This is a genomic window from Streptomyces sp. NPDC001450 (genome assembly GCF_053597295.1).
In genome coordinates, this window is record NZ_JBSFHY010000005.1 from 270,748 (window position 1) to 292,883 (window position 22,136).

18 protein-coding genes and 2 pseudogenes are annotated in these 22,136 nt (G+C 71.1%); 8 read left to right on the forward strand and 12 right to left on the reverse strand.

From position 1 onward, the window contains the following. Nucleotides 1–13 precede the first annotated feature (13 nt). A complete protein-coding gene (locus tag ACWC5O_RS07605; protein WP_450580744.1) occupies nucleotides 14–814 on the forward strand; it encodes a sugar phosphate isomerase/epimerase family protein in 801 nt (266 codons plus the stop codon). Nucleotides 815–984: 170 nt separating this feature from the next. On the opposite strand, the gene ACWC5O_RS07610 is transcribed toward ACWC5O_RS07605, so the two are convergent. The 5 genes and pseudogenes from ACWC5O_RS07610 to ACWC5O_RS07630 all read right to left on the reverse strand — a co-directional run. Further along, the gene (locus tag ACWC5O_RS07610; protein WP_450580543.1) at nucleotides 985–1,134 is read right to left on the reverse strand and encodes a lamin tail domain-containing protein; all 150 of its coding nucleotides are present in this window, start codon (nucleotides 1,132–1,134) and stop codon (nucleotides 985–987) included. Further along, a complete protein-coding gene (locus ACWC5O_RS07615; protein ID WP_450580544.1) occupies nucleotides 1,125–2,138 on the reverse strand; it encodes a phosphotransferase in 1,014 nt (337 codons plus the stop codon). The genes ACWC5O_RS07610 and ACWC5O_RS07615 overlap by 10 nt, the downstream gene beginning before the upstream one ends. Nucleotides 2,139–2,410: 272 nt before the next feature. Further along, nucleotides 2,411–2,726, reverse strand: a pseudogene (locus ACWC5O_RS07620) (RbsD/FucU domain-containing protein). Then, the gene (locus tag ACWC5O_RS07625) at nucleotides 2,723–3,625 is read right to left on the reverse strand and encodes a ribokinase (RefSeq protein ID WP_450580545.1); all 903 of its coding nucleotides are present in this window, start codon (nucleotides 3,623–3,625) and stop codon (nucleotides 2,723–2,725) included. The pseudogene ACWC5O_RS07620 and the gene ACWC5O_RS07625 overlap by 4 nt, the downstream one beginning before the upstream one ends. 114 nt (nucleotides 3,626–3,739) lie before the next feature. Beyond that, nucleotides 3,740–3,922, reverse strand: a pseudogene (locus ACWC5O_RS07630) (substrate-binding domain-containing protein); the annotation flags it as partial. A 301-nt stretch (nucleotides 3,923–4,223) separates the two neighbouring features. Between ACWC5O_RS07630 and ACWC5O_RS07635 the strand changes: the two are divergent. From ACWC5O_RS07635 to ACWC5O_RS07645, 3 genes are all read left to right on the forward strand, one after another. Then, nucleotides 4,224–4,760, forward strand: a complete 537-nt coding sequence (locus ACWC5O_RS07635) for a hypothetical protein (protein ID WP_450580546.1) — start codon at nucleotides 4,224–4,226, stop codon at nucleotides 4,758–4,760. Nucleotides 4,761–4,801: 41 nt separating this feature from the next. Continuing rightward, nucleotides 4,802–7,057 (forward strand): SF1B family DNA helicase RecD2, encoded by a 2,256-nt coding sequence (recD2, locus tag ACWC5O_RS07640; protein WP_450580547.1) that lies wholly within the window; start codon nucleotides 4,802–4,804, stop codon nucleotides 7,055–7,057. A gap of 252 nt (nucleotides 7,058–7,309) precedes the next feature. Then, nucleotides 7,310–8,599 carry a citrate synthase gene (locus tag ACWC5O_RS07645; protein WP_450580548.1) on the forward strand — a complete coding sequence of 430 codons (1,290 nt, stop codon included), beginning with the start codon at nucleotides 7,310–7,312 and terminating at the stop codon, nucleotides 8,597–8,599. A gap of 843 nt (nucleotides 8,600–9,442) precedes the next feature. Here the strand turns inward: ACWC5O_RS07645 and ACWC5O_RS07650 are convergent. From ACWC5O_RS07650 to ACWC5O_RS07665, 4 genes are all read right to left on the reverse strand, one after another. After that, a complete protein-coding gene (locus ACWC5O_RS07650) occupies nucleotides 9,443–11,722 on the reverse strand; it encodes a heavy metal translocating P-type ATPase (protein WP_450580549.1) in 2,280 nt (759 codons plus the stop codon). Between the two features lie 129 nt (nucleotides 11,723–11,851). Continuing rightward, complete coding sequence (locus tag ACWC5O_RS07655) at nucleotides 11,852–12,091, reverse strand: heavy-metal-associated domain-containing protein (RefSeq protein WP_450580550.1); 240 nt, start codon at nucleotides 12,089–12,091, stop codon at nucleotides 11,852–11,854. A gap of 75 nt (nucleotides 12,092–12,166) precedes the next feature. After that, the gene (locus ACWC5O_RS07660; protein WP_450580551.1) at nucleotides 12,167–13,117 is read right to left on the reverse strand and encodes a PrsW family intramembrane metalloprotease; all 951 of its coding nucleotides are present in this window, start codon (nucleotides 13,115–13,117) and stop codon (nucleotides 12,167–12,169) included. An 86-nt stretch (nucleotides 13,118–13,203) separates the two neighbouring features. Further along, entirely contained in the window at nucleotides 13,204–13,842 is a 639-nt protein-coding gene (locus tag ACWC5O_RS07665) for a TetR family transcriptional regulator (RefSeq protein ID WP_450580552.1), read from the reverse strand. A gap of 160 nt (nucleotides 13,843–14,002) precedes the next feature. On the opposite strand from ACWC5O_RS07665, the gene ACWC5O_RS07670 reads away from it, so the two are divergent. Next, the gene (locus ACWC5O_RS07670) at nucleotides 14,003–16,210 is read left to right on the forward strand and encodes an MMPL family transporter (RefSeq protein WP_450580553.1); all 2,208 of its coding nucleotides are present in this window, start codon (nucleotides 14,003–14,005) and stop codon (nucleotides 16,208–16,210) included. Between the two features lie 31 nt (nucleotides 16,211–16,241). Beyond that, complete coding sequence (locus ACWC5O_RS07675) at nucleotides 16,242–17,285, forward strand: zinc-dependent alcohol dehydrogenase family protein (protein ID WP_450580554.1); 1,044 nt, start codon at nucleotides 16,242–16,244, stop codon at nucleotides 17,283–17,285. On the opposite strand, the gene ACWC5O_RS07680 is transcribed toward ACWC5O_RS07675, so the two are convergent. The 3 genes from ACWC5O_RS07680 to ACWC5O_RS07690 all read right to left on the reverse strand — a co-directional run bounded on the left by ACWC5O_RS07680 (nucleotide 17,266) and on the right by ACWC5O_RS07690 (nucleotide 20,114). Continuing rightward, nucleotides 17,266–17,829: a GNAT family N-acetyltransferase gene (locus ACWC5O_RS07680; protein WP_450580555.1), complete on the reverse strand. Its 564-nt coding sequence runs from the start codon at nucleotides 17,827–17,829 to the stop codon at nucleotides 17,266–17,268. The genes ACWC5O_RS07675 and ACWC5O_RS07680 overlap by 20 nt on opposite strands. A 132-nt stretch (nucleotides 17,830–17,961) precedes the next feature. Beyond that, entirely contained in the window at nucleotides 17,962–18,162 is a 201-nt protein-coding gene (locus ACWC5O_RS07685; RefSeq protein WP_386581135.1) for a helix-turn-helix transcriptional regulator, read from the reverse strand. A gap of 1,037 nt (nucleotides 18,163–19,199) precedes the next feature. Further along, nucleotides 19,200–20,114 carry a sugar phosphate isomerase/epimerase family protein gene (locus tag ACWC5O_RS07690; protein WP_450580556.1) on the reverse strand — a complete coding sequence of 305 codons (915 nt, stop codon included), beginning with the start codon at nucleotides 20,112–20,114 and terminating at the stop codon, nucleotides 19,200–19,202. 125 nt (nucleotides 20,115–20,239) lie between these two features. Here ACWC5O_RS07690 and iolC point away from each other — a divergent pair, with 125 nt between their 5' ends. Then, a complete protein-coding gene (gene iolC, locus ACWC5O_RS07695) occupies nucleotides 20,240–21,190 on the forward strand; it encodes a 5-dehydro-2-deoxygluconokinase (protein WP_450580557.1) in 951 nt (316 codons plus the stop codon). Nucleotides 21,191–21,255: 65 nt separating this feature from the next. Beyond that, complete coding sequence (locus ACWC5O_RS07700; RefSeq protein ID WP_450580745.1) at nucleotides 21,256–22,134, forward strand: Cgl0159 family (beta/alpha)8-fold protein; 879 nt, start codon at nucleotides 21,256–21,258, stop codon at nucleotides 22,132–22,134. Nucleotides 22,135–22,136 lie beyond the last annotated feature (2 nt).

The following is a 22,136-nucleotide window of genomic DNA, read 5'->3' on the forward strand; positions in this document are numbered from 1 at the left end:
CTCCGTCAACCAGATGACGGTCAAGCAGCTGTCTCTTCCCGAACTGGTCGCCGCGTGCGTTCAGTTGGGCGTACCGGGCGTGGGCCTGTGGCGCGAGCCGGTCCAGTCGTACGGCGTGGAGGCGACCGCCAAGCTGGTCCGTGACGCGGGCCTGACGGTGACGACCCTGTGCCGGGGCGGTTTCTTCACGGCGATCGACCCGGCCGAGCGGGAGCAGGCCCTGGCCGACAACCGCCGGGCGATCGACGAGGCGGCCACGCTCGGCACGGACACGCTCGTCCTGGTCTCGGGCGGCCTGCCCGCCGGCTCGCGCGACCTGCACGGCGCCCGCGAACGCATCGCCGACGCGCTGGCGGAGCTGGGCCCCCACGCCGAATCCCACGGCGTACGTCTCGCCATCGAACCCCTGCACCCCATGTACGCGTCCGACCGCTGCGTGGTCTCCACCCTCGCCCAGGCCCTGGACCTCGCCGAGCGCTTCCCGGCGCACCAGGTGGGCGTGACCGTGGACACGTACCACATCTGGTGGGACGACCGGGCCCCCGCCCAGATCGCCCGGGCGGGCGCGGCCGGCCGCATCCACACCTTCCAGCTCGCCGACTGGACCACCCCCCTGCCCGAGGGCGTCCTCAACGGCCGCGGCCAGATCGGCGACGGCTCGATCGACATGCGGGAGTGGAAGGGGTACGTGGAGGCGGCCGGTTACACCGGGCCGATCGAGGTCGAGCTGTTCAACGAGGGGTTGTGGGCCCGGGACGGGCGGGAGGTGCTGGCCGAGACGGCGGAGCGGTTCGTGACGCACGTCGCCGGTTGAGCGCCGAGGGGCCCCCGCCCGTGTGGCAGGGGCCCGACACGGCGATCCTCAGCTCTCGTTGTGGCAGTTGTACGGGTTGGGATCGTCGAAGTCGTGCCCGGCGAAGCAGCTCTTGAAGTCGTAGCCGTTGGGCTTGAACAGGAACGCCATGTCCTCGGTGTTGTTCCAGATCAGTTGCCGCTGCCCCAGTACAGGTGACCGGCGGTGTTGGTGCCCCGGCCGGTGTGCAGCTCGACCGTCTTGCCCGCGCCGATCTTGTACGACGGCAGCACGTAGCGGTGCCCGGCCGCGTCCTCGACCGACCAGCCCTTCAGCTGCACCGCGGAGGAGGTGCCGTTGTGGATGTTGATCCACTCGTTGTTCGGGCTCGTGTTCGAGCGGGTGTCACTGCCCGGGCTGTCGTCACCGTGCCGAACCACGCCTCCGCGAGCGAGGGCAGTGTCTCCTCGGCAGGTACGGGCAGTTCCTTCAGGTACCAGGGGAGATCGCTGTACACGTGCAGCAGCGTGTACGCGAGCAGTTGGGACGGGTCGAGGGGGTGGCCGTACGCCCCGGTGAGCCGGGCCAGCAGGTCCGGATCGGCGCGGGTGACGAACAGGCCGACGCCCACGAAGTCGTACGCGCGGTCACCGATCATGGCCGGTTCGAAGTCGAAGAGCCCGGTCAGGCGCCAGCCGTCGGGATCGACGAGGAAGTGCTGCCGCATGACCTCGGTGTGCAGCAGGGAACGGTGCGGGGCGCGCGGCAGGGAGACCGAGGCGAGGAAGTCCGGGATCTGCTCCAGCCAGGCGTCCGGCAGTCCACGGGCGCGCTGCCGTGCCACGGCACTGGTGGCCTGGCGGTCCAGGAAGGCGCCCCAGTCTCCGGGGCCGAGGACGTCCGCGAGGGGGTCGCAGTCGAGGGAGTGCAGCACCGCCAGGGTCTCGCCGATCTCGGTGACCAGCCGCTCGCGGTGGCTTCGCGGCATCCGGTCCCACGCTTCGGCCAGGTTCTCGCCGTGGAGGCGGGACATCAGGACGTACCGCCAGCCGTTCTCGTAGGTGCCGAAGTCACGCACCTGCGGTGTGGGCACCGGCAGCCGGCCCTGGAGGTGGGTGAGGACGCGCCCTTCGGCGACGCCGTCCCCTGCGGAGGCTCCGGGGAACAGCTTGAGAACGTGCTCGTCACCCACCGCGTAGACGGGCTGTGAGCCGTCCGGGAACCGAGTCAGCGGTGCGCCGGCCAGACCGAGGCGGGCGCAGAGCTCCTCCACACCCGGGCGCATCACCGTCTCGTCGGGGACGACCGCGTCCCATTCCTCGTCCGTTTCCACCGGAGGCAGCATGACCGGGACAGTAGGTCGGCGGATTCCAGGGAGCAACGGGATTTGACGGCCTCGCAGGGCCGGCAAGAAATCTCGCGGGGCCGTACAACCCTTCCCCCACCTGGTGTGTCGTACCGTGCGTCAGAACTTCTGGGGGGATTCCGGGGGGGGGAGGATCTGGGGGGTTCTGGCACGGAGGGGAAAGCCGAGGGGGCGTACCCGGTCGACGGACCGGGTACGCCCCCTCGAAACTTCACGGCTTCGGTGACTTCAGGGCCTCATACGTCAGGGCCTCAGAAGAACACCCCGCACCGCAGCAGCACGTTCGTGTACGGCCGTGGCTCCCCGGTGCGCACCACCAGCCGAGCGCCGGCCGACAGCTCCTTCAGCCGCTCGTGCGGGACCAGCGTCAGGCCGGGGAAGTGCCCGTCCAGCAGCCCTTCCAGCACCTCGGCGAAGGACGGGACACCGGCACGAAAGGCGAGATCCACCACCCGTGGGCCGTCCGGTATCGGCATGCCCACCGTCGCACACCAGCACCTCGTCGCCGTGCCCCAGTTCGGCCGGCGCACCGGACGGGTGACGGTTGAGAATGCCCGCCCTCTTCACAGCGAGTCGACCTCCGCGGCCGTAGGGTACGACTCCTGCGCGCCCCGCTTCGTCACCGCCGCCGCACCGACCCGGGCCGCGTGGGCCGCGGCCTCGGCCAGGGCGGAACCCGAGCCCAGCTTCCAGGCCAGGGTCGCCGTGAACGCGTCGCCCGCCCCCGTCGTGTCCACCGCGTCCACCTTCACCGACGGCACCCGGGTCACACCGGAGGAGTCGCACACCAGCGCCCCCTGCGCGCCCAGCGTCACCACCACCGAGCGCGGGCCCTTGGCCAGCAGCAGCCGCGCCCAGGCCTCGGGCTCCTCGCTCACGACGGAGTCGCCGAGGAGCACCCGCGCCTCGTGCTCGTTGACGATCAGGGGGTCGCAGGCGGCCAGCACCTCCGTGGGCAGCGGGCGCGGCGGGGACGGATTCAGCACGAACCGGCTGCCCTCGGCGAGGTTCCGTACGACCTCCACGACCGTCTCCAGCGGGATCTCCAGCTGCGCCGACACCACCCGCGAGGTGAGGAGGAGGCTGACGGCGGCCCGGACGTCGGCCGGGGTCAGGCGGGCGTTGGCGCCGGGGGACACCACGATGCTGTTGTCCCCGGAGGGGTCGACGGTGATGAGCGCGACGCCCGTCGGCGCTCCGCCCACCAGCACGCCCACCGTGTCCACACCTGCCGTCCGCTGCGAGTCGAGCAGCAGCCGGCCGTGGGCGTCGTCGCCGACCCGGGCCAGCAGGGCCGTACGGGCCCCGAGCCGGGCGGCCGCGACCGCCTGGTTGGCGCCCTTGCCGCCCGGGTGGACGGCGAGGTCGCCGCCGAGCACCGTCTCGCCGGCGGCCGGCCGCCGCTCGACGCCGATCACCAGGTCGGCGTTGGCCGAACCCACGACCAGGAGGTCGTAGTCGTACATGGAATTGACTCCCCAGAGATGACCTGAGGCGGGCGGTCGCCACCAACTGTGCCCACATGCCCGCCCGTTCGCTGTTGTGAGCCGCTGAAGCTACCGCTCTCAGCCGCTGAAGCACGCCACGTTGTCCTCGGCGATGACGCCCCGGCCGCCCGCGATGACCGGGATCCGCGCCTTGTCGGCGGCCTTCACCGAGTTACTCGCCGCGTCCGGGTCCACCGGGTTGACGATGATCGCACCCAGGTTCGAACTGGTGCAGTTCTGGAGCTGGTTGGCCCGCTGGGAGGCGTCGTTCCGGGAAGGACTTGCGTAGGCGCTCGAAGCGCAGCAACTCGTCCGGGTCGGCGGCTGGTGGCTGGGATATTGGCCGCAGTTGGCCATTGTGTCCCCCGTGCGGATGAACGAGGTCGGTTCTCGTGATTGTGCGGATGCTTGGAACGCATGACCGGTGGTGGGGTCTGAGTTCTAGGTGACTGGGGAGGAGGATCGCCGGTGGCGCGTGGGCGGGGGAAGAGGCAGCAACTGCGTACGCCGGCTGCTCCGTTCACCGTGGCTGCGCCGTCGGGGGCGCGGATTTCGGGGCCGGCTGCGCGTGGACGCGGTGGATGAGCAGGTGCTGCGCCTGGTGGGCGAGCACCTCGGGCATCATCAGCGGGCCGACCTGGCTGAACGCGTCCCACTCGAGCTGACTGGTTCCACAGCTACCCGGGACGGTCGGCTGCGCGCCGCAATCAGCGACCTGATCGCCCTTGCCCACGAGCGCGGCTGTGCGGCGATCGCCATCGAGGACCTGGGCTTCGCCGAGGCCCGCGCCACCGGGCGGGAGTCCATGGGCCGGGGCAGGCGCGGCGAAGCGTTCCGCCGTACGGTGGCCGGGATCCCCACCGCCCGCTTCCGCGAACGGCTGCGTGGCATGACGTATCACGTCGGCCTGGTGGTGGTCTCGGTCGACCCGGCCGCCCACCCAGGACAGCGGGGAATGGTTGAGTACGTCGCTGATGACCAGGCCGAGGGCGTGGGTCTGACCGGTACCAAGGGCGCGGGCGACGGCGTTCGGGCGGTAGCCCAGCCGCTCGACGGCTACGGAGGGGTGGAATCGATCACACGGTCGTTAATAAAGTCCTCAACCAGTTGCTGAGCTCGGATCGTGATGTCAGTCCCCGCCGGTACCGTCGGATCATGGCTCAACAGGCGGGGAACTCGACGGGCGAACGGCGGCTCGCCGTGCTCGAAGGCGTGCTTGAGCGGATCACGTACGCCAACGAGGAGAACGGCTACACGGTCGCCCGGGTCGACACCGGCCGCGGCGGCGGCGATCTCCTCACGGTGGTGGGTGCCCTGCTCGGCGCCCAGGTCGGCGAATCCCTCCGCATGGAAGGCCGCTGGGGCTCCCACCCCCAGTACGGCAAGCAGTTCACGGTGGAGAACTACACGACGGTCCTGCCGGCCACCGTCCAGGGCATCCGCCGCTACCTCGGATCCGGGCTGGTCAAGGGCATCGGCCCGGTCTTCGCCGACCGCATCACCCAGCACTTCGGTCTGGACACCCTCCAGATCATCGAGGAGGAGCCGAAGCGGCTGATCGAGGTGCCCGGCCTCGGCCCCAAGCGGACGAAGAAGATCGCCGACGCCTGGGAGGAGCAGAAGGCGATCAAGGAGGTCATGCTCTTCCTCCAGACCGTCGAGGTCTCCACGTCCATCGCGGTGCGGATCTACAAGAAGTACGGCGACGCGTCGATCTCGGTCGTGAAGAACGAGCCGTACCGGCTGGCCGCCGACGTCTGGGGCATCGGCTTCCTCACCGCCGACAGGATCGCCCAGTCGGTCGGCATCCCGCACGACAGCCCGGAGCGGGTGAAGGCGGGCCTCCAGTACGCGCTGTCCCAGTCCGCCGACCAGGGCCACTGCTTCCTGCCGGAGGAGCGGCTGATCGCGGACGCGGTCAAGCTGCTCCAGGTCGACACCGGGCTGGTCATCGAATGCCTCGCCGAGCTGGCCGAACCGGCACAGGACGGCGCGGATCCCGGGGTCGTACGCGAGAAGGTGCCCGGACCCGAAGGGGATGCGGAGCCCGTCACCGCCGTCTACCTCGTGCCGTTCCATCGCGCCGAACTCTCCCTCTCCGCACAGCTGTTGCGCCTGCTGCGGACGCCGGAGGACCGGATGCCGGCCTTCCGGGACGTGAACTGGGGCAAGGCGCTCGGCTGGCTGAAGTCCCGTACCGGAGCCGACCTCGCCCCCGAGCAGGAGGCCGCCGTCCGGCTCGCGCTGACCGAGAAGGTCGCCGTGCTCACCGGCGGGCCCGGCTGCGGCAAGTCCTTCACGGTCCGCTCGATCGTCGAACTGGCTCGCGCCAAGCAGGCCAAGGTGCTGCTGGCCGCCCCCACCGGCCGCGCCGCCAAGCGGCTCGCCGAACTGACGGGCGCCGAGGCCTCCACGGTCCACCGGCTGCTGGAGCTGAAGCCCGGCGGCGACGCGGCCTACGACCGGGACCGCCCGCTGGACGCCGACCTGGTCGTCGTGGACGAGGCGTCCATGCTGGACCTGCTGCTCGCCAACAAGCTGGTGAAGGCGGTGCCGCCGGGGGCCCATCTGCTGTTCGTCGGTGACGTCGACCAGCTGCCCAGCGTCGGCGCCGGGGAGGTGCTGCGCGACCTGCTGGCCGGCGGGAGCCCGATCCCGTCCGTGCGGCTCACCCAGGTGTTCCGGCAGGCCCAGCAGTCCGGCGTCGTCACCAACGCGCACCGCATCAACGCCGGGCAGCATCCGCTCACCGACGGCCTGAAGGACTTCTTCCTCTTCGTGGAGGACGACACCGAGGAGGCCGGCCGGCTCACCGTGGACGTGGCCGCCCGGCGCATCCCGGCCAGGTTCGGGCTCGACCCGCGCCGGGACGTCCAGGTGCTCGCGCCCATGCACCGTGGCCCGGCCGGCGCCGGCACCCTCAACGGTCTGCTCCAGCAGGCCATCACGCCCGGCCGGCCCGACCTGCCGGAGAAGCGGTTCGGCGGCCGGCTCTTCCGCGTCGGCGACAAGGTCACCCAGATCCGCAACAATTACGAGAAGGGAGAGAACGGCGTCTTCAACGGCACCGTGGGTGTGGTCACCTCGCTCGATCCGGTCGACCAGCGGCTGACGGTGCTGACGGACGAGGACGAGGAGGTTCCGTACGAATTCGACGAACTGGATGAACTGGCACACGCGTACGCGGTGACGATCCACCGTTCACAGGGGAGTGAATATCCCGCCGTGGTGATCCCCGTCACCACGGGAGCCTGGATGATGCTGCAGCGGAACCTCCTGTACACGGCGGTGACACGGGCCAAGCGGCTGGTCGTCCTCGTCGGTTCACGCAAGGCGATCGGACAGGCGGTGCGCACGGTCTCGGCCGGACGGCGCTGCACGGCACTGGACTTCAGGCTCCAGGGCTCCTGACCGGCCCCTGAGCAGGGGCGGCGACAGAGGCGGAGAGCCGCATCACAAAAAATGATCGATCAAACGAGTCGTAAAGGTCACAGAGCACTTCCAGATGCCGGTCGGAGGGGGCAGGATGAGCAGGTTGGCGGCACTGAGTGCCGCCGATAGGCCCAATGGTCGACCCCGAGTGCACTCTCCTGAGCCAAATGGGGGATGGTAGAGACAGTCAGGGCACCTCGAAGATGAGGCACTACGTCGGTGAGGGAAGACGTGAGCGACAACTCTGTAGTACTGCGGTACGGCGACGGCGAGTACACCTACCCGGTGGTCGACAGCACCGTCGGTGACACGGGCTTCGACATCGGGAAGCTCCGCGCCCAGACCGGTCTGGTGACTCTGGACAGCGGTTACGGCAACACGGCCGCCTATAAATCCGCCATCACCTACCTGGACGGCGAGGCGGGCATCCTCCGCTACCGCGGCTACCCCATCGAGCAGCTCGCCGAGCGCTCCACCTTCCTCGAGGTGGCGTACCTGCTCATCAACGGTGAGCTCCCGACCGTCGACGAGCTGAGCACGTTCAAGAACGACATCACGCGGCACACCCTGCTGCACGAGGACGTCAAGAACTTCTACAAGGGCTTCCCGCGCGACGCGCACCCGATGGCCATGCTGTCGTCGGTCGTCTCGGCGCTGTCCACCTTCTACCAGGACAGCCACAACCCGTTCGACGAGAAGCAGCGCAACCTCTCCACCATCCGCCTGCTCGCCAAGCTTCCGACGATCGCGGCGTACGCGTACAAGAAGTCGATCGGTCACCCGTTCGTCTACCCGCGCAACGACCTCGGCTACGTCGAGAACTTCCTGCGCATGACCTTCTCGGTCCCGGCGCAGGAGTACGACCTGGACCCGGTCGTCGTCTCCGCGCTCGACAAGCTGCTGATCCTGCACGCGGACCACGAGCAGAACTGTTCGACCTCCACGGTCCGCCTGGTCGGCTCGTCGCAGGCCAACATGTTCGCGTCGATCTCGGCCGGCATCTCCGCCCTGTGGGGCCCGCTGCACGGCGGCGCCAACCAGTCCGTCCTCGAGATGCTGGAAGGCATCCAGGAGAGCGGCGGCGATGTCGACTCCTTCATCCGCAAGGTGAAGAACAAGGAGGACGGCGTCCGTCTGATGGGCTTCGGCCACCGGGTCTACAAGAGCTTCGACCCGCGCGCCAAGATCATCAAGGCCGCCGCGCACGACGTCCTCTCCGCCCTCGGCAAGTCCGACGATCTGCTGGACATCGCGCTCAAGCTGGAGGAGCACGCGCTCTCCGACGACTACTTCGTCTCGCGCAACCTCTACCCGAACGTCGACTTCTACACCGGCCTGATCTACCGCGCCATGGGCTTCCCGACCGAGATGTTCACGGTCCTGTTCGCCCTCGGCCGCCTGCCGGGCTGGATCGCCCAGTGGACCGAGATGATCAAGGAGCCGGGTTCCCGCATCGGCCGCCCGCGCCAGATCTACACGGGCGTGGTGGAGCGCGACTTCGTTCCGGTCGAGGAGCGCTGACACCTGCCGGTGGGGGGTGCCGATTTGGTGGTGCCCCGCCGGTGGGCACCGCGTTTCCCGTGATTTCGGGCCGGCCTGCCGGGTGCTGTCGGCATGGGGCGCGGTGGCGCTGGGCCTGCGGCCGGGGGTCCGGGGGTTGTCCCCAGGGTCGGCACGGCCACGGGCGTGGTGGAGCGCGACTTCGTTCCGGTCGAGGAGCGCTGACGCACTGAGTGTGAGGGCCTGCCCGCCGGGCGGGCCCTGGATCAGTGCTGAGCGGTGAACCAATGCTGAGCGGTCGCGACGCGAGCCGCTGCTGAGCAGGAAAACAGAAGGCGCCCTGAGCCGTCAGTCCCCCCACGGGCCGACGACCAGGGCGCCTTCCCATGTCCCGGTGCGGATTCCCCCCACGGGATCCGGCCGGGCGCTCGGAGAGGACAGCGCCTGAATCGCTGTCTGAGCACAACGAGCAAAACCCGTCGTACTCCAGTGATGCGGTGCGATCTGCCGGGACAACGCACGCTGGGAGGGCCGCTCAAAGCTTCCCGGTGTGCGTGTGCCCCGGCAACGCATCTCTGAGGAAGTCCCCCAAGACATCCCCAGATGCCAGTCAGCGCCCCCCAAGACGCTGTACTGACATCGCCAACTTAGACCTTCGAACCCCTTCGATGGTTACGTTCGCATCACTGTGATCTGCGTCTCTTGCATATGTCCCTTAGATGCGCAAGAGCCCCGATACGGCGATCGAGGCCCAAGCGTAAGGATGATGCGCGAGCCTTGTGAAGAGCTTATGTGAGGCGCGCGCCCGACTCTAGAGGGACTCTTACTTCAGCTCCACCTAACCCCCGGTAACCCCGGGGTACTTCAGCGGAAGCGGCGCAGTCGCAGGCTGTTGGTCACCACGAAGACCGAGGAGAAGGCCATCGCCGCCCCCGCGATCATCGGGTTCAGCAGGCCCGCGGCGGCCAGCGGCAGCGCGGCCACGTTGTAGCCGAAGGCCCACACCAGGTTGCCCTTGATCGTGGCGAGGGTGCGCCGGGAGAGCCGGATGGCGTCCCCGGCCACCCTGAGGTCCCCGCGCACCAGCGTCAGATCGCCGGCCTCGATCGCCGCGTCCGTGCCGGTGCCCATGGCGAGCCCCAGATCGGCGGTGGCGAGTGCGGCCGCGTCGTTGACGCCGTCACCGACCATCGCCACGGTGCGTCCCTCGCGCTGCAGCCGTCGTACGACGTCCACCTTCTCCTCGGGGAGCACCTCGGCGATCACCTCGTCGATGCCGACGGTGTGCGCGACCGCCTCGGCGACCGTCCGGTTGTCCCCGGTGAGCAGCACCGGCGTGAGCCCGAGGGCGCGCAGCTCGCGCACCGCCTCGGCGCTGGTCTCCTTGACCGCGTCGGCGACGGCGAGGACTCCGCGGGCCTGTCCGTCCCAGCCGACCGGGACGGCCGTACGGCCCTCCTGCTCGGCCTGCCGCCCCGCCCGGGCCAGCTCCTCCGGAAGCGCGCCGAACAGTCGCCCCACGGCCACCTCACGGCCTTCCACACGCCCGCGTACGCCCCGCCCGGGGACGTTCTCGAAGTGCTCGACCGCGGGGAGCGTGCCGGCCCTCCCCCGCTCTCGGCTTCGCTCGAGCGGGGGGACCCCCATCTCGGCGCCCGCGGCGATCGCCCGCGCGACGGGGTGCTCGGAGGCGTGCTCCAGGGCTCCGGCGAGCCGCAGCACCTCCTTCTCGTCCTCGCCGTCGGCGACGTACACCGCCTGGAGGGTCATCCGGCCGGTGGTGACCGTGCCGGTCTTGTCCAGGACGACGGTGTCGACGCGGCGCGTGGACTCCAGCACCTCGGGTCCCTTGATGAGGATGCCGAGCTGGGCGCCCCGGCCGGTGCCGACCATCAGCGCGGTCGGCGTGGCGAGGCCGAGCGCGCACGGGCAGGCGATGATCAGCACGGAGACGGCGGCCGTGAACGCGGCGGAAGTGTCCCCGGTGGCCGCCAGCCAGACGCCGAAGGTGCCGAGCGCGACGAGGATGACGACCGGGACGAAGACGGCGGAGATCCGGTCGGCGAGCCGCTGCACCTCGGCCTTGCCGTTCTGCGCGTCCTCGACCAGCTTCGCCATCCGGGCGAGCTGGGTGTCCGCGCCGACCCGGGTCGCCTCCACCACCAGTCGGCCGCCCGCGTTGACCGTCGCGCCGGTGACCTGGTCGCCGGGGCCGACGTCCACCGGCACCGACTCGCCGGTCAGCATGGCCGCGTCCACCGCGGAGAGACCCTGGACGACCGTGCCGTCGGTGGCGATCTTCTCGCCGGGCCGTACGACGAACCGGTCGCCCACGGCCAGTGAGGCCACCGGCACGCGCACCTCGCGCCCGTCCCGCAGGACGGCGACGTCCTTGGCGCCGAGCTCCATCAGGGCCTTCAGGGCCGCGCCCGCACGGCGCTTGGAGCGGGCCTCCAGATAGCGGCCGAGGAGGATCAGCGCGACGACTCCGGCGGCGACCTCGAGGTAGATGGTGGAGGCGCCGTCCATGCGCGAGACGGTGAGGCGGAACTCGTCGTGCATGCCGGTCATGCCCGCGTCGCCGAAGAACAGCGCCCACAGCGACCAGCCGAACGCGGCCAGCGTGCCGACCGAGACGAGGGTGTCCATCGTGGCGGCGCCGTGCCGGGCGTTGGTCCAGGCGGCCCGGTGGAAGGGCAGGCCGCCCCAGACGACGACCGGCGCGGCGAGCGTGAGCGAGAGCCACTGCCAGTTGTCGAACTGCAGCGCGGGGATCATGGCGAGCAGGACGACAGGGGCGGCGAGCAGCACGGAGACGAGCAGGCGGTGCCGCAGGGCGGTGAGCTCGGGGTCGTGCTCGGCGGCCTCCCGGACCTCGGGTCCGGGCTCCGGGGGCGCGGGCTCCTCCGCGGTGTAGCCGGTCTTCACGACGGTCGCGATCAGGTCGGCGACCTGGACGCCCTCGGCGTAGCTGACCTTCGCCTTCTCCGTCGCGTAGTTCACGGTGGCGCTCACGCCGTCCATGCGGTTGAGCTTCTTCTCCACCCGTGCGGCGCAGGAGGCACAGGTCATCCCGCCGATGAGCAGCTCGACCTCGGACGTGCTGCCTATCTCGCTCGCTGTCTCTGTGGTGGTGCTGGTCATGTCCGGACTCCAGACATCGGACCGGACCGTGCGGATCCAGTATCAGCTGGTCGGCACGGCCCGATCGGTGAAGGGTTTCGGGGCTCGCGCCCGGGATTCGGGGCGGGCCCGGTCGCTCGGGTCGTGCGCTCAGGCCCTGCCGGCCAGCTCGAAGCCCGCCTCGTCCACGGCGGCGCGGACGGCCTCGTCGTCGAGCGGGGCCTCGGAGACGACGGTCACCTCGCCGGTCGACGCGACGGCCTTGACCGAGCTGACGCCGGGAAGCTGGGAGATCTCGCTGGAGACGGAGCCCTCGCAGTGGCCACAGCTCATGCCGGTCACCTTGTAGACGGCGGTGACGGAGCCCGAAGTGTCGGTCTGGGCGGTCATGTTCGTTACTCCTCGTCGTGGCGTGTGGGGCCGGTGGGGCCCACGGGGGAGCCCCACGCTTCTCAGGCTATACCCCTAGGGGGTATTTCTCCAAGAGGTCCGCCGGTGTGCCAGTGACCGCACCCAGGTGATGCCGAGTACGGCGACGAGCATCAGGCCGCCGACCGAGAACAGCGTGAACAGGTGCTCCTGCGCGGCGCCGGGCCGCGGGATGTACCCCTGCGCGAACAGCTCCGGCGCCAGGCCGGTGCCCGACAGCCGGGCCACCAGCCAGATCGCGATGCCGTGCGTGGCGTCCCACAGGGCGTGCAGCACGGAGACGCCCAGCCAGGCGCCGACGACCGGCGTGCCGAGCCGGAAGTGTCCGTTCGGGCGGCGGCGGGCGAGCAGGACGCCGCCCGCGATCGCCGTCCACAGGCCGTGCCCGAAGGGGGCGAGCACCCCGCGCAGGATCTCCGTCTCCAGCAGCGCCCTGAGGCCGATGCCGTCGGCGGAGACGGCCGCGTCGAACGCGTACCCGCAACTCTCCAGAGCGGCGAAGCCGAAGCCGACGGCGGCACCGAGGACCAGCCCGGCCCGCATCCCGCGGATGCCCGGCTGCCGGCGCAGCGCGAACGCCAGCGCACCGAGCTTGGCCGCCTCCTCGATCAGGCCGACGCCGGTGAACATCCCCAGGGAGGGGCGGAGCAGGTACGACTCCATCAGCGAGGCGCCGAGCACGCCGAGTGTGCCGCCGGTCAGGAAGCAGCCGAGGATCGCGCTGACGCCCAGGTCCCGGCCGTGCCGCTCGTACGCCCACAGCACGAAGACGACGGGGACCAGGAAACCGCCGAGCAGGATGAGGGTGGGCAGCAGCGTGGTGCTCCGCATCGCGTACGTCGCCAGTGCGGTCAGCGCCCACAGGGTGAGCCCGCCGCCCAGGCAGCGCTTCCACAGGCCCGCGCCGATGCGCGGGTACGGCGGCGGGGGCTGCTGAGGGCCGGGAATGCGGGCCCGGGGCGTACCGGGCGGCGGCGAGTGGGTCACGTCGGTCCCCTAGGGCTCCTGCTGGGCGATTCATCCGCACTCTAGGCAGATGCACCCAGGGGCGCAGTCCGGGGGCCGCCGTGGGATCACCCGCGGCCGAGCCGGTCGCCCACCAGAGGCTGCAGGTAGCGGATCAGGACGTCCTTGATCTCCTGGACGTAGGCCGTCCGCTCGGCGCCCTCGTGGGCGAGGACCAGCTCCAGGCCCGCCTTGTAGATACCGAGGCAGACGTGGGCCGTGCGCGTGACGTCGGCCGGGTCGGCCTCGGGCAGGAGGGAGCCGAGCAGACCCTCGATGCGGCCGATCACCGTGGCGTGCAGCTGGTCGTGCGCCTCGGCGATCCGGCCGGGTACGTCGGGGCCGTGCATCAGCGCGAAGAAGACCGGGTGCTCGGTGTTGAAGGCGATGAACCGGTCGACGGCCGCGCCGATGGCCTCCTCCAGCGGGGTGGCGGGGTCGACCGGGGTCAGCACCTCGCCGTACGTCTCCCGCATCTCGTGCATGAGCCGGTCGCCCAGCTCGATCGCGAGCGCCTCCTTGTTCGGGAAGAACTGGTAGAGCGTGCCCGGCGAGACGCCCGCCTCGCGGGCGATGGCGTTGGTGCTGGCGGCGGTGTAGCCGGTGGTGCAGAAGACCCGGGCGGCGGCCTGGAGGAGCTGCGCGATACGGCGCTCGCCGCGCGCCTGACGGCGGCGTGGCTGCTCCTTCTCCGAGGTGTCGGACACGCGTTATCCCCAGCCCTTCGAAGGTGATTGACAAACACGAGCGGCCGCTCGCATTCTTGAGAAACGCGAGCGATCTCTCGTGTTTGCCAGTTTATGGCAATGACCGATCCATGCTGCCTGCCTGCACGGACATGGATCAGGGTGAAGGGGACACCGCACGATGACCGAAGTCAACAAGGCGCCGCACCCGGGGGACGGACCGCCCCGCGTCGGGGGCTGGACACGTTTCGTGACCGCACGCCCGCGCCTGTCGCTGCTGGTGGCCCTGGTGCTCACCGCGCTCGCCGTGCTGGCCGGCAGCGGGGTCGCGGACCGCCTGGGCAGCGGCGGCTGGGAGGACCCGGCCGCCGAGTCGACGTACGCGACCAAGGCGCTGGAGCGCGAGTTCCCCGACTCCCAGCCCAACCTGCTGCTCCTGGTGGACTCCGGCCGCGCCACCGTCGACGACCCGGCGGTCGCCGCCCAGGCCCGCGATCTGACCGAGCGGCTGGCCGGCGAGCAGGGCGTGACCGGCGTCGGCTCCTACTGGCAGTCGAAATCGCCCGCCCTGCGTGCCAAGGACGGTCACGAGGCACTGATCGCCGCCCGCATCACCGGCGACGAGAACGCGATGGGCAAGACCCTGGACCGCATAGCGCCCCACTACCGGGGCACGCACGGCCCGGTCCGGGTGAAGGTCGGCGGCATCGTCGCGGTACGGCACGAGATGCAGACGATCATCAAGGAGGACCTCACCCGCGCCGAGATGATCGCCCTGCCCATCACCCTCGTCCTGCTGGTGATGGTCTTCGGCAGCGCGATCGCGGCCCTGCTGCCGCTGGGCATCGGCATCGTCGCCATCCTCGGCACCAACGCGGTGCTGCGCGGCCTGACGTCCTTCACCGACGTCTCCGTCTTCGCGCTGAACCTCACCACGGCCCTGGGCCTCGGCCTCGCCATCGACTACGCCCTGTTCATCGTCCGCCGCTACCGCGAGGAACTCTCCACCGGAGCCGACCCGTTGACCGCCGTCGGCACGACCCTGCGCACAGCCGGCCGCACGGTCCTGTTCTCCGCCCTCACCGTCGCGGTCTCCCTCGCCGCCATGATGGTCTTCCCGCAGTACTTCCTGCGGTCCTTCGCCTACGCCGGCATCGCCGTGGTCCTGCTCGCCGCCGCGGCCGCGCTGATCCTGCTCCCGGCCGCTCTGCTCCTGCTCGGCCACCGGGTCAACTCCCTCGACCTGCGCCGCCTCTTCCGCCGCGGTCGCGAGCCGCAGGCCGCCGGCACCGCCTGGGCCCGCGCCGCCACGCTGGTGATGCGCCGCGCCCCGCTCTTCGCGCTCGGCACGACCGCCCTGCTGGTACTCCTCGGACTGCCCTTCCTGGGCGTCAAGTTCGGCACCGCCGACGACCGCCAGCTGCCCTCGGGCGCCGAGTCGCGCGTCGTGCAGCAGCACATCCGGGACGGCTTCCCGGGCAGCCCCGGCGGCGGCCTCGAGGTCCTCGCCGAGGGCAAGGCCACCAAAACCCAGTACGCCGCCTACAAGCAGCGGGTGGCCGCCCTGCCCGAGGTGGTCGGCGTCGACGGCCCGCTGGTCAAGGGCGACACGGCCTACTTCACGGTGCAGCCGAAGGGGGAGGCCGTCGACAGCGCCGCCCAGCGCCTCGTCGGTGACCTGCGCTCGCTCAAGGCCCCCTTCGACACCAAGGTGACCGGCACGGCGGCCGTCCTGGTCGACTCCAAGCACGCGATAGGTGAACGCCTGCCCTGGGCGGGCGCGTTCATCGCGATCGTCACCCTGCTGCTGGTCTTCCTGCTCACCGGCAGCGTGCTGATACCCCTGCAGGCGGTGGTGCTCAACGCGCTCAGCCTGACGGCGATGTTCGGCGCGGTGGTCTGGGTGTTCCAGGACGGCCACCTCTCCGGCGCGCTCGGCTTCACCAGCCCCGGCTCGATCGAGACCACCCTGCCCGTCCTGATGTTCTGCGTGGCCTTCGGCCTCTCCATGGACTACGGCGTGTTCCTGCTCTCCCGCATCAAGGAGGAGTACGAGCGCACCGGTGACCACGACGAGGCGGTCCGCCACGGCCTGCAGCGCACCGGCGGGCTGATCACCGCCGCGGCGGTCATCCTCGCGGTGGTGATGGTCGCCATCGGCACCTCCCGGGTGACCAACACCAAGATGCTGGGCCTCGGCATCGCCCTCGCGGTGCTGATGGACGCGATGGTCGTCCGCAGCCTGCTGGTCCCGGCGATCATGCGGCTCACGGGCCGCGCCACCTGGTGGGCCCCGGCCCCCCTGCGCCGCTTCCACCAGCGGTTCGGACTCAGCGAGGGCGAACCGGCCGTGCCGGCGGAGAAGGAGAAGGAACCGGCAGGGGTGTGAGACGGGTGGCGTCCATGGCAGGGTGAGGCGCATGAGAGCCGTGGTGTTCGAGCAGTACGGGGAGCCGGCCGAGGTGCGGGAGGTGCCGGACCCGGAGCCCGCCGAGCACGGGGTGGTGGTGCGGGTCGAGGCGACCGGGCTGTGCCGCAGCGACTGGCACGGCTGGATGGGGCACGACCCGGACATCACGCTCCCGCACGTGCCGGGGCACGAACTCGCCGGTGTCGTGGAGGCGGTGGGCGCCCGGGTCACCGGCCCGCGGCCCGGCGACCGGGTCACCGTGCCGTTCGTCTGCGCCTGCGGCGCCTGCCCCTCCTGCGCGGCCGGCGACCAGCAGGTGTGCGAGCGCCAGACCCAGCCCGGCTTCCACCACTGGGGCTCCTTCGCCCAGTACGTGGCCCTCGACCACGCCGATGTGAATCTGGTCGCGATCCCGGACGGGATGGCGTACGCCACGGCCGCCGCCCTCGGCTGCCGCTTCGCCACCGCCTTCCGCGCGGTGGTGCAGCAGGGCCGGGTGGCGGCGGGGGAGTGGGTCGCGGTGCACGGCTGCGGCGGGGTCGGGCTGTCGGCGGTGATGATCGCCGCGGCCTCGGGAGCACGGGTCGTCGCCGTCGACGTGTCGCCCCGGGCCCTGGACCTGGCGCGGAAGTTCGGGGCGGCAGAGTGCGTGGACGCGGCCGCCGTGCCCGACACGGCGGCCGCCGTCCGGGAACTGACCGGCGGCGGCGCCCAGCTCTCCCTCGACGCCCTCGGCTCGCCCGCCACCTGCGCGGCCTCCGTCGACTCCCTGCGCCGCCGGGGCCGGCACGTCCAGGTGGGCCTGCTGCCCTCACCGGACGGCACCACCCCCGTCCCGCTGGCCCGCGCCATCGCCCTGGAGCTCGAACTCCTCGGCAGCCACGGCATGGCCGCCCACTCCTATCCGAGAATGCTGGAGCTGGTCGGGTCCGGGGTGCTGCGCCCGGACCTGCTCATCACGCGCACGATCGCGCTCGACGCGGTCCCGGAGGCCCTGGCGGCGATGGGGACGGCCCCGGGCGCGGGCGTGACGGTCATCGAGCCGTGGAGCTGAGCGCTGCCCACTCGCGGTCCAGGATCGACATGATCACCTCGTCGGTCCACTCGCCGCCCTGCCGCTGCACCTCCCGCCGGACCCCCTCGACCACGAACCCGACCTTCTCGTAGACGTGCAGGGCCCGGTGGTTGTGGGCGTAGGCACCCAACTCGATGCGGTGCAGGCCGAGTTCCCCGAAGCCATGGGCGACGATCAGCCGAGCCGCCTCGGTGCCGATGCCGCGGCCACGGCCCTGGGGGCCGATCAGCGTGCGGAAGGTGCAGCTGCGGGCGGCCGGGTCGTACTCGTACAGGACGACCTCGCCGAGGACCTCGCCGGTCGCGGGGTCGGTGACGGCCAGGTCGAGACGGTCGGGGGCGGTGGCCCGGGAGCCGTACCAGGACCGCACCCGCTCCGGGGTCAACTCGGTGGACGGGTCGTAGGTGAAGCGGACGACCTCGGGGTCTTCGATGATCTCCCACATGGCCTCGGCGTCGGCCTCGGTGAAGGGACGCAGGACGGTCTTGTGGCCGGTCAGGACGGGTTTGACGGAGAAGCTCATGAGGCGACTGTGCCCCACGCGGCAGGTGGGGCACAGGTGGTATTCCGGCAGACGGGTCGGGAAGACGGGTCCGGAAGGCAAGGCCGGAAGGCCACTTTGGAAGACCGTGCCTGAAAGGCCCGGTCCGGGAGGTCAGTCCATTCTTCGGCCCCGGTTGCCCGGCCGGGAGGCGACCCAGGCGCGGACGGTGTCGGCGTACCAGTAGGGCTTGCCGCCCTCCACGTGGTCGGGCGGAGGCAGCAGGCCGTGCTTGCGGTAGGACCGTACGGTGTCCGGCTGCACCCGGATGTGCGCCGCGATCTCCTTGTAGGACCAGAGCCCTCGGTCGGTCATGAGTTGCACCTCCCCGCGCGCGCCGCGGCGGCGGCCGGGGGACGGCCGTCGGGGGAGCCGGGCGCTGCGCTGGCGATCACCAAGCCTGTGCCCGGTGAACGACGCAGAGTGACTGTGGGAAAGCGGCTGTTGACCTGGTGTGACCGATAACCCGCATAGGCGCGACATGTGTGACAGGAAGGGGATGTTTGTGACACGCCCGCAGCAAAAGGTGTACGCCCGTGCACGGGAAGGCGGACCGGGACTCCTCCCCAATTCTCGGCTTCGCTCGAACCGGGGATACCCCTATCGCTGAGCCCGGTCCGCCGGCTTCCCCGCACCTCCGACGGCTCCTCGCTCATCGGGCCGAGGCCGATCCGCTCACGGAAGAGGTTCTCCAAGTGCCGTACGCGCCGGCCGACTTCCTCTGCCAGGCGGGGGGCCGGTATCGCGCCCCGGCTGTGCCGCAGCAGCGACCAGGCGCGCACCACCCGCGCGGAGCCGGGAACGCCGGCCCGGGACCAGCGCGGCAACACGTCGTCCAGCAGGGCGAACCGCTCGGGCCGGCCGGGCGACGCGGCAAGCGCGGCAGCCAGTTCACCCACCCTGGTGCCCGGCGGATGCGGCAACTCGTCCGGAGCCAGGGACCGGTTGGCGAGTTCGTACTAGGGCGTCGGCCGTCGACGACGGAGGCCGGGTTCGCCGGGGCCGCCCGGCCCGCGAGACACGCACGGGCTCCTAGAAGCCGAGCAACAGCGTGGCCGCCCCGATCGGCGTCTCCGGCCGCCGTGGCCGGTCGAGGGGCATGCGTATCCCGCGACAGCTGATCACACCGGGCCGCAACGCCGGACGGGGCTGTGCGAGAACGACCTCCCGTGAGACTCGTCCGCCATGCGCCCTCCTGCACTGCGCCGATGGGCGCTCATGCTACGAGCGGTAAAGGCAACCCCCCCAGGGGCGTGGGGCTGCTCGATATGCGGCTCCGCCGCGTGGGCGCGACAAGCCACGCACGTCCCGCGCCCGCGCACCCGCAGAACCCGGCACTCCCGCAGGCGCTCTCACGCCCCGCACGACCGGAGAAACGCCCGAGTCCGCCGAGCGACAGGCAGCGGAGCGTCCGGCTCACACGGGTACATGTCCTGCTCGACGATCCCGAACAGATCCACACCCAGCCTCTGTGCAGCCTCCAGCACCGGCCCCAGCGCAGGCACCCCGGAGGGCGGCTCGCACATCACACCCTGCGCGACCGCCGGCCCGAACGGCGTGCCCTTCGCCCGCACGTCGGCCAGGATCTCCGGGTCGACCTGCTTCAGGTGCAGATATCCGATCCGCTCGCCGTAGGTCTCGATCAGCTTGACGCTGTCCCCGCCGCAGTAGGCGTAGTGCCCGGTGTCCAGGCACAGCGACACCAGGCCGGAGTCGGTGCCGTCGAGGAAGCGGGTGACGTTCTCCTCGCTGTCGATGTGGGTGTCGGCGTGCGGGTGGACGACGATCGACAGGCCGTACCGCTCCCGCACCTCGTGCCCGAGCCGCTCGGTCAGCGAGGTGAGATTCCGCCACTGCTCGGGGGTCAGCGTGTCGGGCTCCAGCACCTCGCCGGTCTTGTCGTCCCGCCAGAAGGACGGGATGACGACCAGGTGGCGGGCGCCCATCGCCTGGGTGAGGGCGGCGATGTCGGAGACGTGCGACCAGGTCCTGTCCCAGACGGCCGAGCCGTGGTGCAGGCCGGTGAAGACCGTGCCGGCCGACACCTTCAGGCCACGCCGGGCGGTCTCCTCGGCGAGCACCGCCGGGTCGGTCGGCAGATAGCCGTAGGGGCCCAGCTCGATCCACTCGTAGCCCGAGTCGGCGACCTCGTCGAGGAAGCGCTGCCAGGGGACCTGTCGCGGGTCGTCCGGGAACCAGACGCCCCAGGAGTCGGGCGCCGATCCGATCCGGATACGGGAAAGTGAGGAGGGTGGCAACGACGTCATGGCCGTCAGCGTGCGGGGCGGTGGAAAGCGGTGTCAAGGTCTGGTCCGAATGTCTGGACAAAACATTGACAGGGCTCGGCTAACAGGACTAGAAAGCCGGGGAGAGCCGTGACGAAGGGAAGCCGATGGCGTACGACCTGATCACCATGGGGCGGATCGGAGTGGACCTCTACCCGCTGCAAACCGGTGTCCCGCTCGCCCAGGTGTCGTCCTTCGGCAAGTTCCTCGGCGGGTCGGCGACGAACGTGGCGGTGGCCGCGGCCCGGCTAGGCCGACGGACCGCCGTGATCACCCGCACGGGTGACGACCCGTTCGGCGCCTATCTGCACGAGGCCCTGCGCGGCTTCGGCGTCGACGACCGCTGGGTCACCCCGGTGCCCGGACTGCCCACGCCGGTCACCTTCTGCGAGGTCTTCCCGCCGGACGACTTCCCGCTGTACTTCTACCGGCAGCCCAAGGCGCCGGACCTGGAGATCGACGCCCACGACCTGGACCTGGACGCGATCCGTGAAACACGCATCTTCTGGGTCACCGGCACCGGCCTGAGCGAGGAGCCCAGCCGTACGGCGACCCTGGCGGCCCTCGCCCACCGCGCGAAGTCGGGCACGACGGTCTTCGACCTCGACTGGCGGCCCATGTTCTGGAACGACCCGGCGTCCGCCCGCCCCTTCTACGCCGAGGCCCTGCGCCACACCACGGTCGCCGTCGGCAACCTCGACGAGGTGGAGGTCGCCACCGGAGTGCGCGAACCCCACGCGGCGGCCCGCGCGCTGCTGGACGCCGGGGTCGAGGTGGCCGTGGTCAAGCAGGGACCCAAGGGCGTCCTCGCCGTCAACAGCAAGGGCGAGTCCGCCGAGGTCCCGCCGCTCCCCGTCGACGTCCTCAACGGACTCGGCGCCGGTGACGCCTTCGGCGGCTCCCTCTGCAACGGCCTGCTGGAAGGCTGGGACCTGGAGACGATCATGCGACACGCCAACGCGGCCGGTGCCATCGTGGCCTCCCGCCTGGAGTGCTCCTCCGCGATGCCCACCCCCGACGAGGTGGCCGCCGCGCTCGAGGCCGGAGCGGTCCTGTGAGGGCGGGCAGGGTGGCAGGCGCCCACCACGAGGGCGGGGACGGCAGCCGGCAGCCGCGCGTCGACGTGGCCGAGCTGGTCCACACCCGCACCCACCACCCCGAGGCGATCGCCGAGGCCGCGCTCCGCCGGGCCCGCCGCCCGCTGCTGAATGCGAGCGGTCGCCTGATGATCGTCGCCGCCGACCACCCGGCCCGCGGCGCGCTCGGTGTCGGCGACCGCAAGCTCGCCATGGCCAACCGCGCCGACCTGCTGGAACGCTTGTGCCTCGCGCTGTCCCGGCCCGGCGTCGACGGCGTCCTCGCCACCGCCGACATCCTGGACGACCTGCTCCTGCTCGGCGCCCTCGACCACAAGGTCGTCATGGGCTCGATGAACCGCGGCGGCCTCCAGGGCGCCAGCTTCGAGCTGGACGACCGCTTCACCGGGCACCGGCCCGAGGACATCCAGCGGCTCGGCTTCGACGCCGGCAAGCTGCTGCTGCGCATCGACTACGACGACCCGGGCTCCCTGACCACCCTGGAGTCCACCGCCCGCGCCGTCGACGCGATGGCCGCGCACCGGCTCCCGATCTTCGTGGAGCCGTTCATCAGCCGGCGCGGCCCCGACGGCAGCGTGCGCAACGACCTGAGCGCCGAGGCGGTCACCAAGTCCATCGCCATCGCCTCCGGTCTCGGCGGCTCCTCGGCCTACACCTGGCTGAAGGTGCCGGTCACCGAGAACCCCGACGACATGGCCCGGGTCATGGAGACCTCGACCCTGCCGGCCGTGCTGCTCGGCGGTGACATCGGGGACTCGCCCGAGGAGCAGGTGGCCGCGTACGAGAAGTGGCGCGGCGCGCTGCAACTGCCCACCGTGCGCGGCCTGGTGGTCGGCCGCTCGCTGCTGTACCCGGCGGACGGCGACGTGGCCGCCGCCGTGGACACCGCCGTAGGACTGCTGTGAGG

Excerpts from the sequence above, each read along its gene's own strand:
- ACWC5O_RS07605 (WP_450580744.1), top strand. The coding sequence starts at position 14 with ATGACGGTCAAGCAGCTGTCTCTTCCCGAACTGGTCGCCGCGTGCGTT.
- ACWC5O_RS07615 (WP_450580544.1), bottom strand. The coding sequence starts at position 2,138 with ATGCTGCCTCCGGTGGAAACGGACGAGGAATGGGACGCGGTCGTCCCC.
- ACWC5O_RS07625 (WP_450580545.1), bottom strand. The coding sequence starts at position 3,625 with ATGTACGACTACGACCTCCTGGTCGTGGGTTCGGCCAACGCCGACCTG.
- recD2 (WP_450580547.1), top strand. The coding sequence starts at position 4,802 with ATGGCTCAACAGGCGGGGAACTCGACGGGCGAACGGCGGCTCGCCGTG.
- ACWC5O_RS07650 (WP_450580549.1), bottom strand. The coding sequence starts at position 11,722 with ATGACCAGCACCACCACAGAGACAGCGAGCGAGATAGGCAGCACGTCC.
- ACWC5O_RS07655 (WP_450580550.1), bottom strand. The coding sequence starts at position 12,091 with ATGACCGCCCAGACCGACACTTCGGGCTCCGTCACCGCCGTCTACAAG.
- ACWC5O_RS07670 (WP_450580553.1), top strand. The coding sequence starts at position 14,003 with ATGACCGAAGTCAACAAGGCGCCGCACCCGGGGGACGGACCGCCCCGC.
- ACWC5O_RS07675 (WP_450580554.1), top strand. The coding sequence starts at position 16,242 with ATGAGAGCCGTGGTGTTCGAGCAGTACGGGGAGCCGGCCGAGGTGCGG.
- ACWC5O_RS07680 (WP_450580555.1), bottom strand. The coding sequence starts at position 17,829 with ATGAGCTTCTCCGTCAAACCCGTCCTGACCGGCCACAAGACCGTCCTG.
- ACWC5O_RS07685 (WP_386581135.1), bottom strand. The coding sequence starts at position 18,162 with ATGACCGACCGAGGGCTCTGGTCCTACAAGGAGATCGCGGCGCACATC.
- ACWC5O_RS07690 (WP_450580556.1), bottom strand. The coding sequence starts at position 20,114 with ATGACGTCGTTGCCACCCTCCTCACTTTCCCGTATCCGGATCGGATCG.
- iolC (WP_450580557.1), top strand. The coding sequence starts at position 20,240 with ATGGCGTACGACCTGATCACCATGGGGCGGATCGGAGTGGACCTCTAC.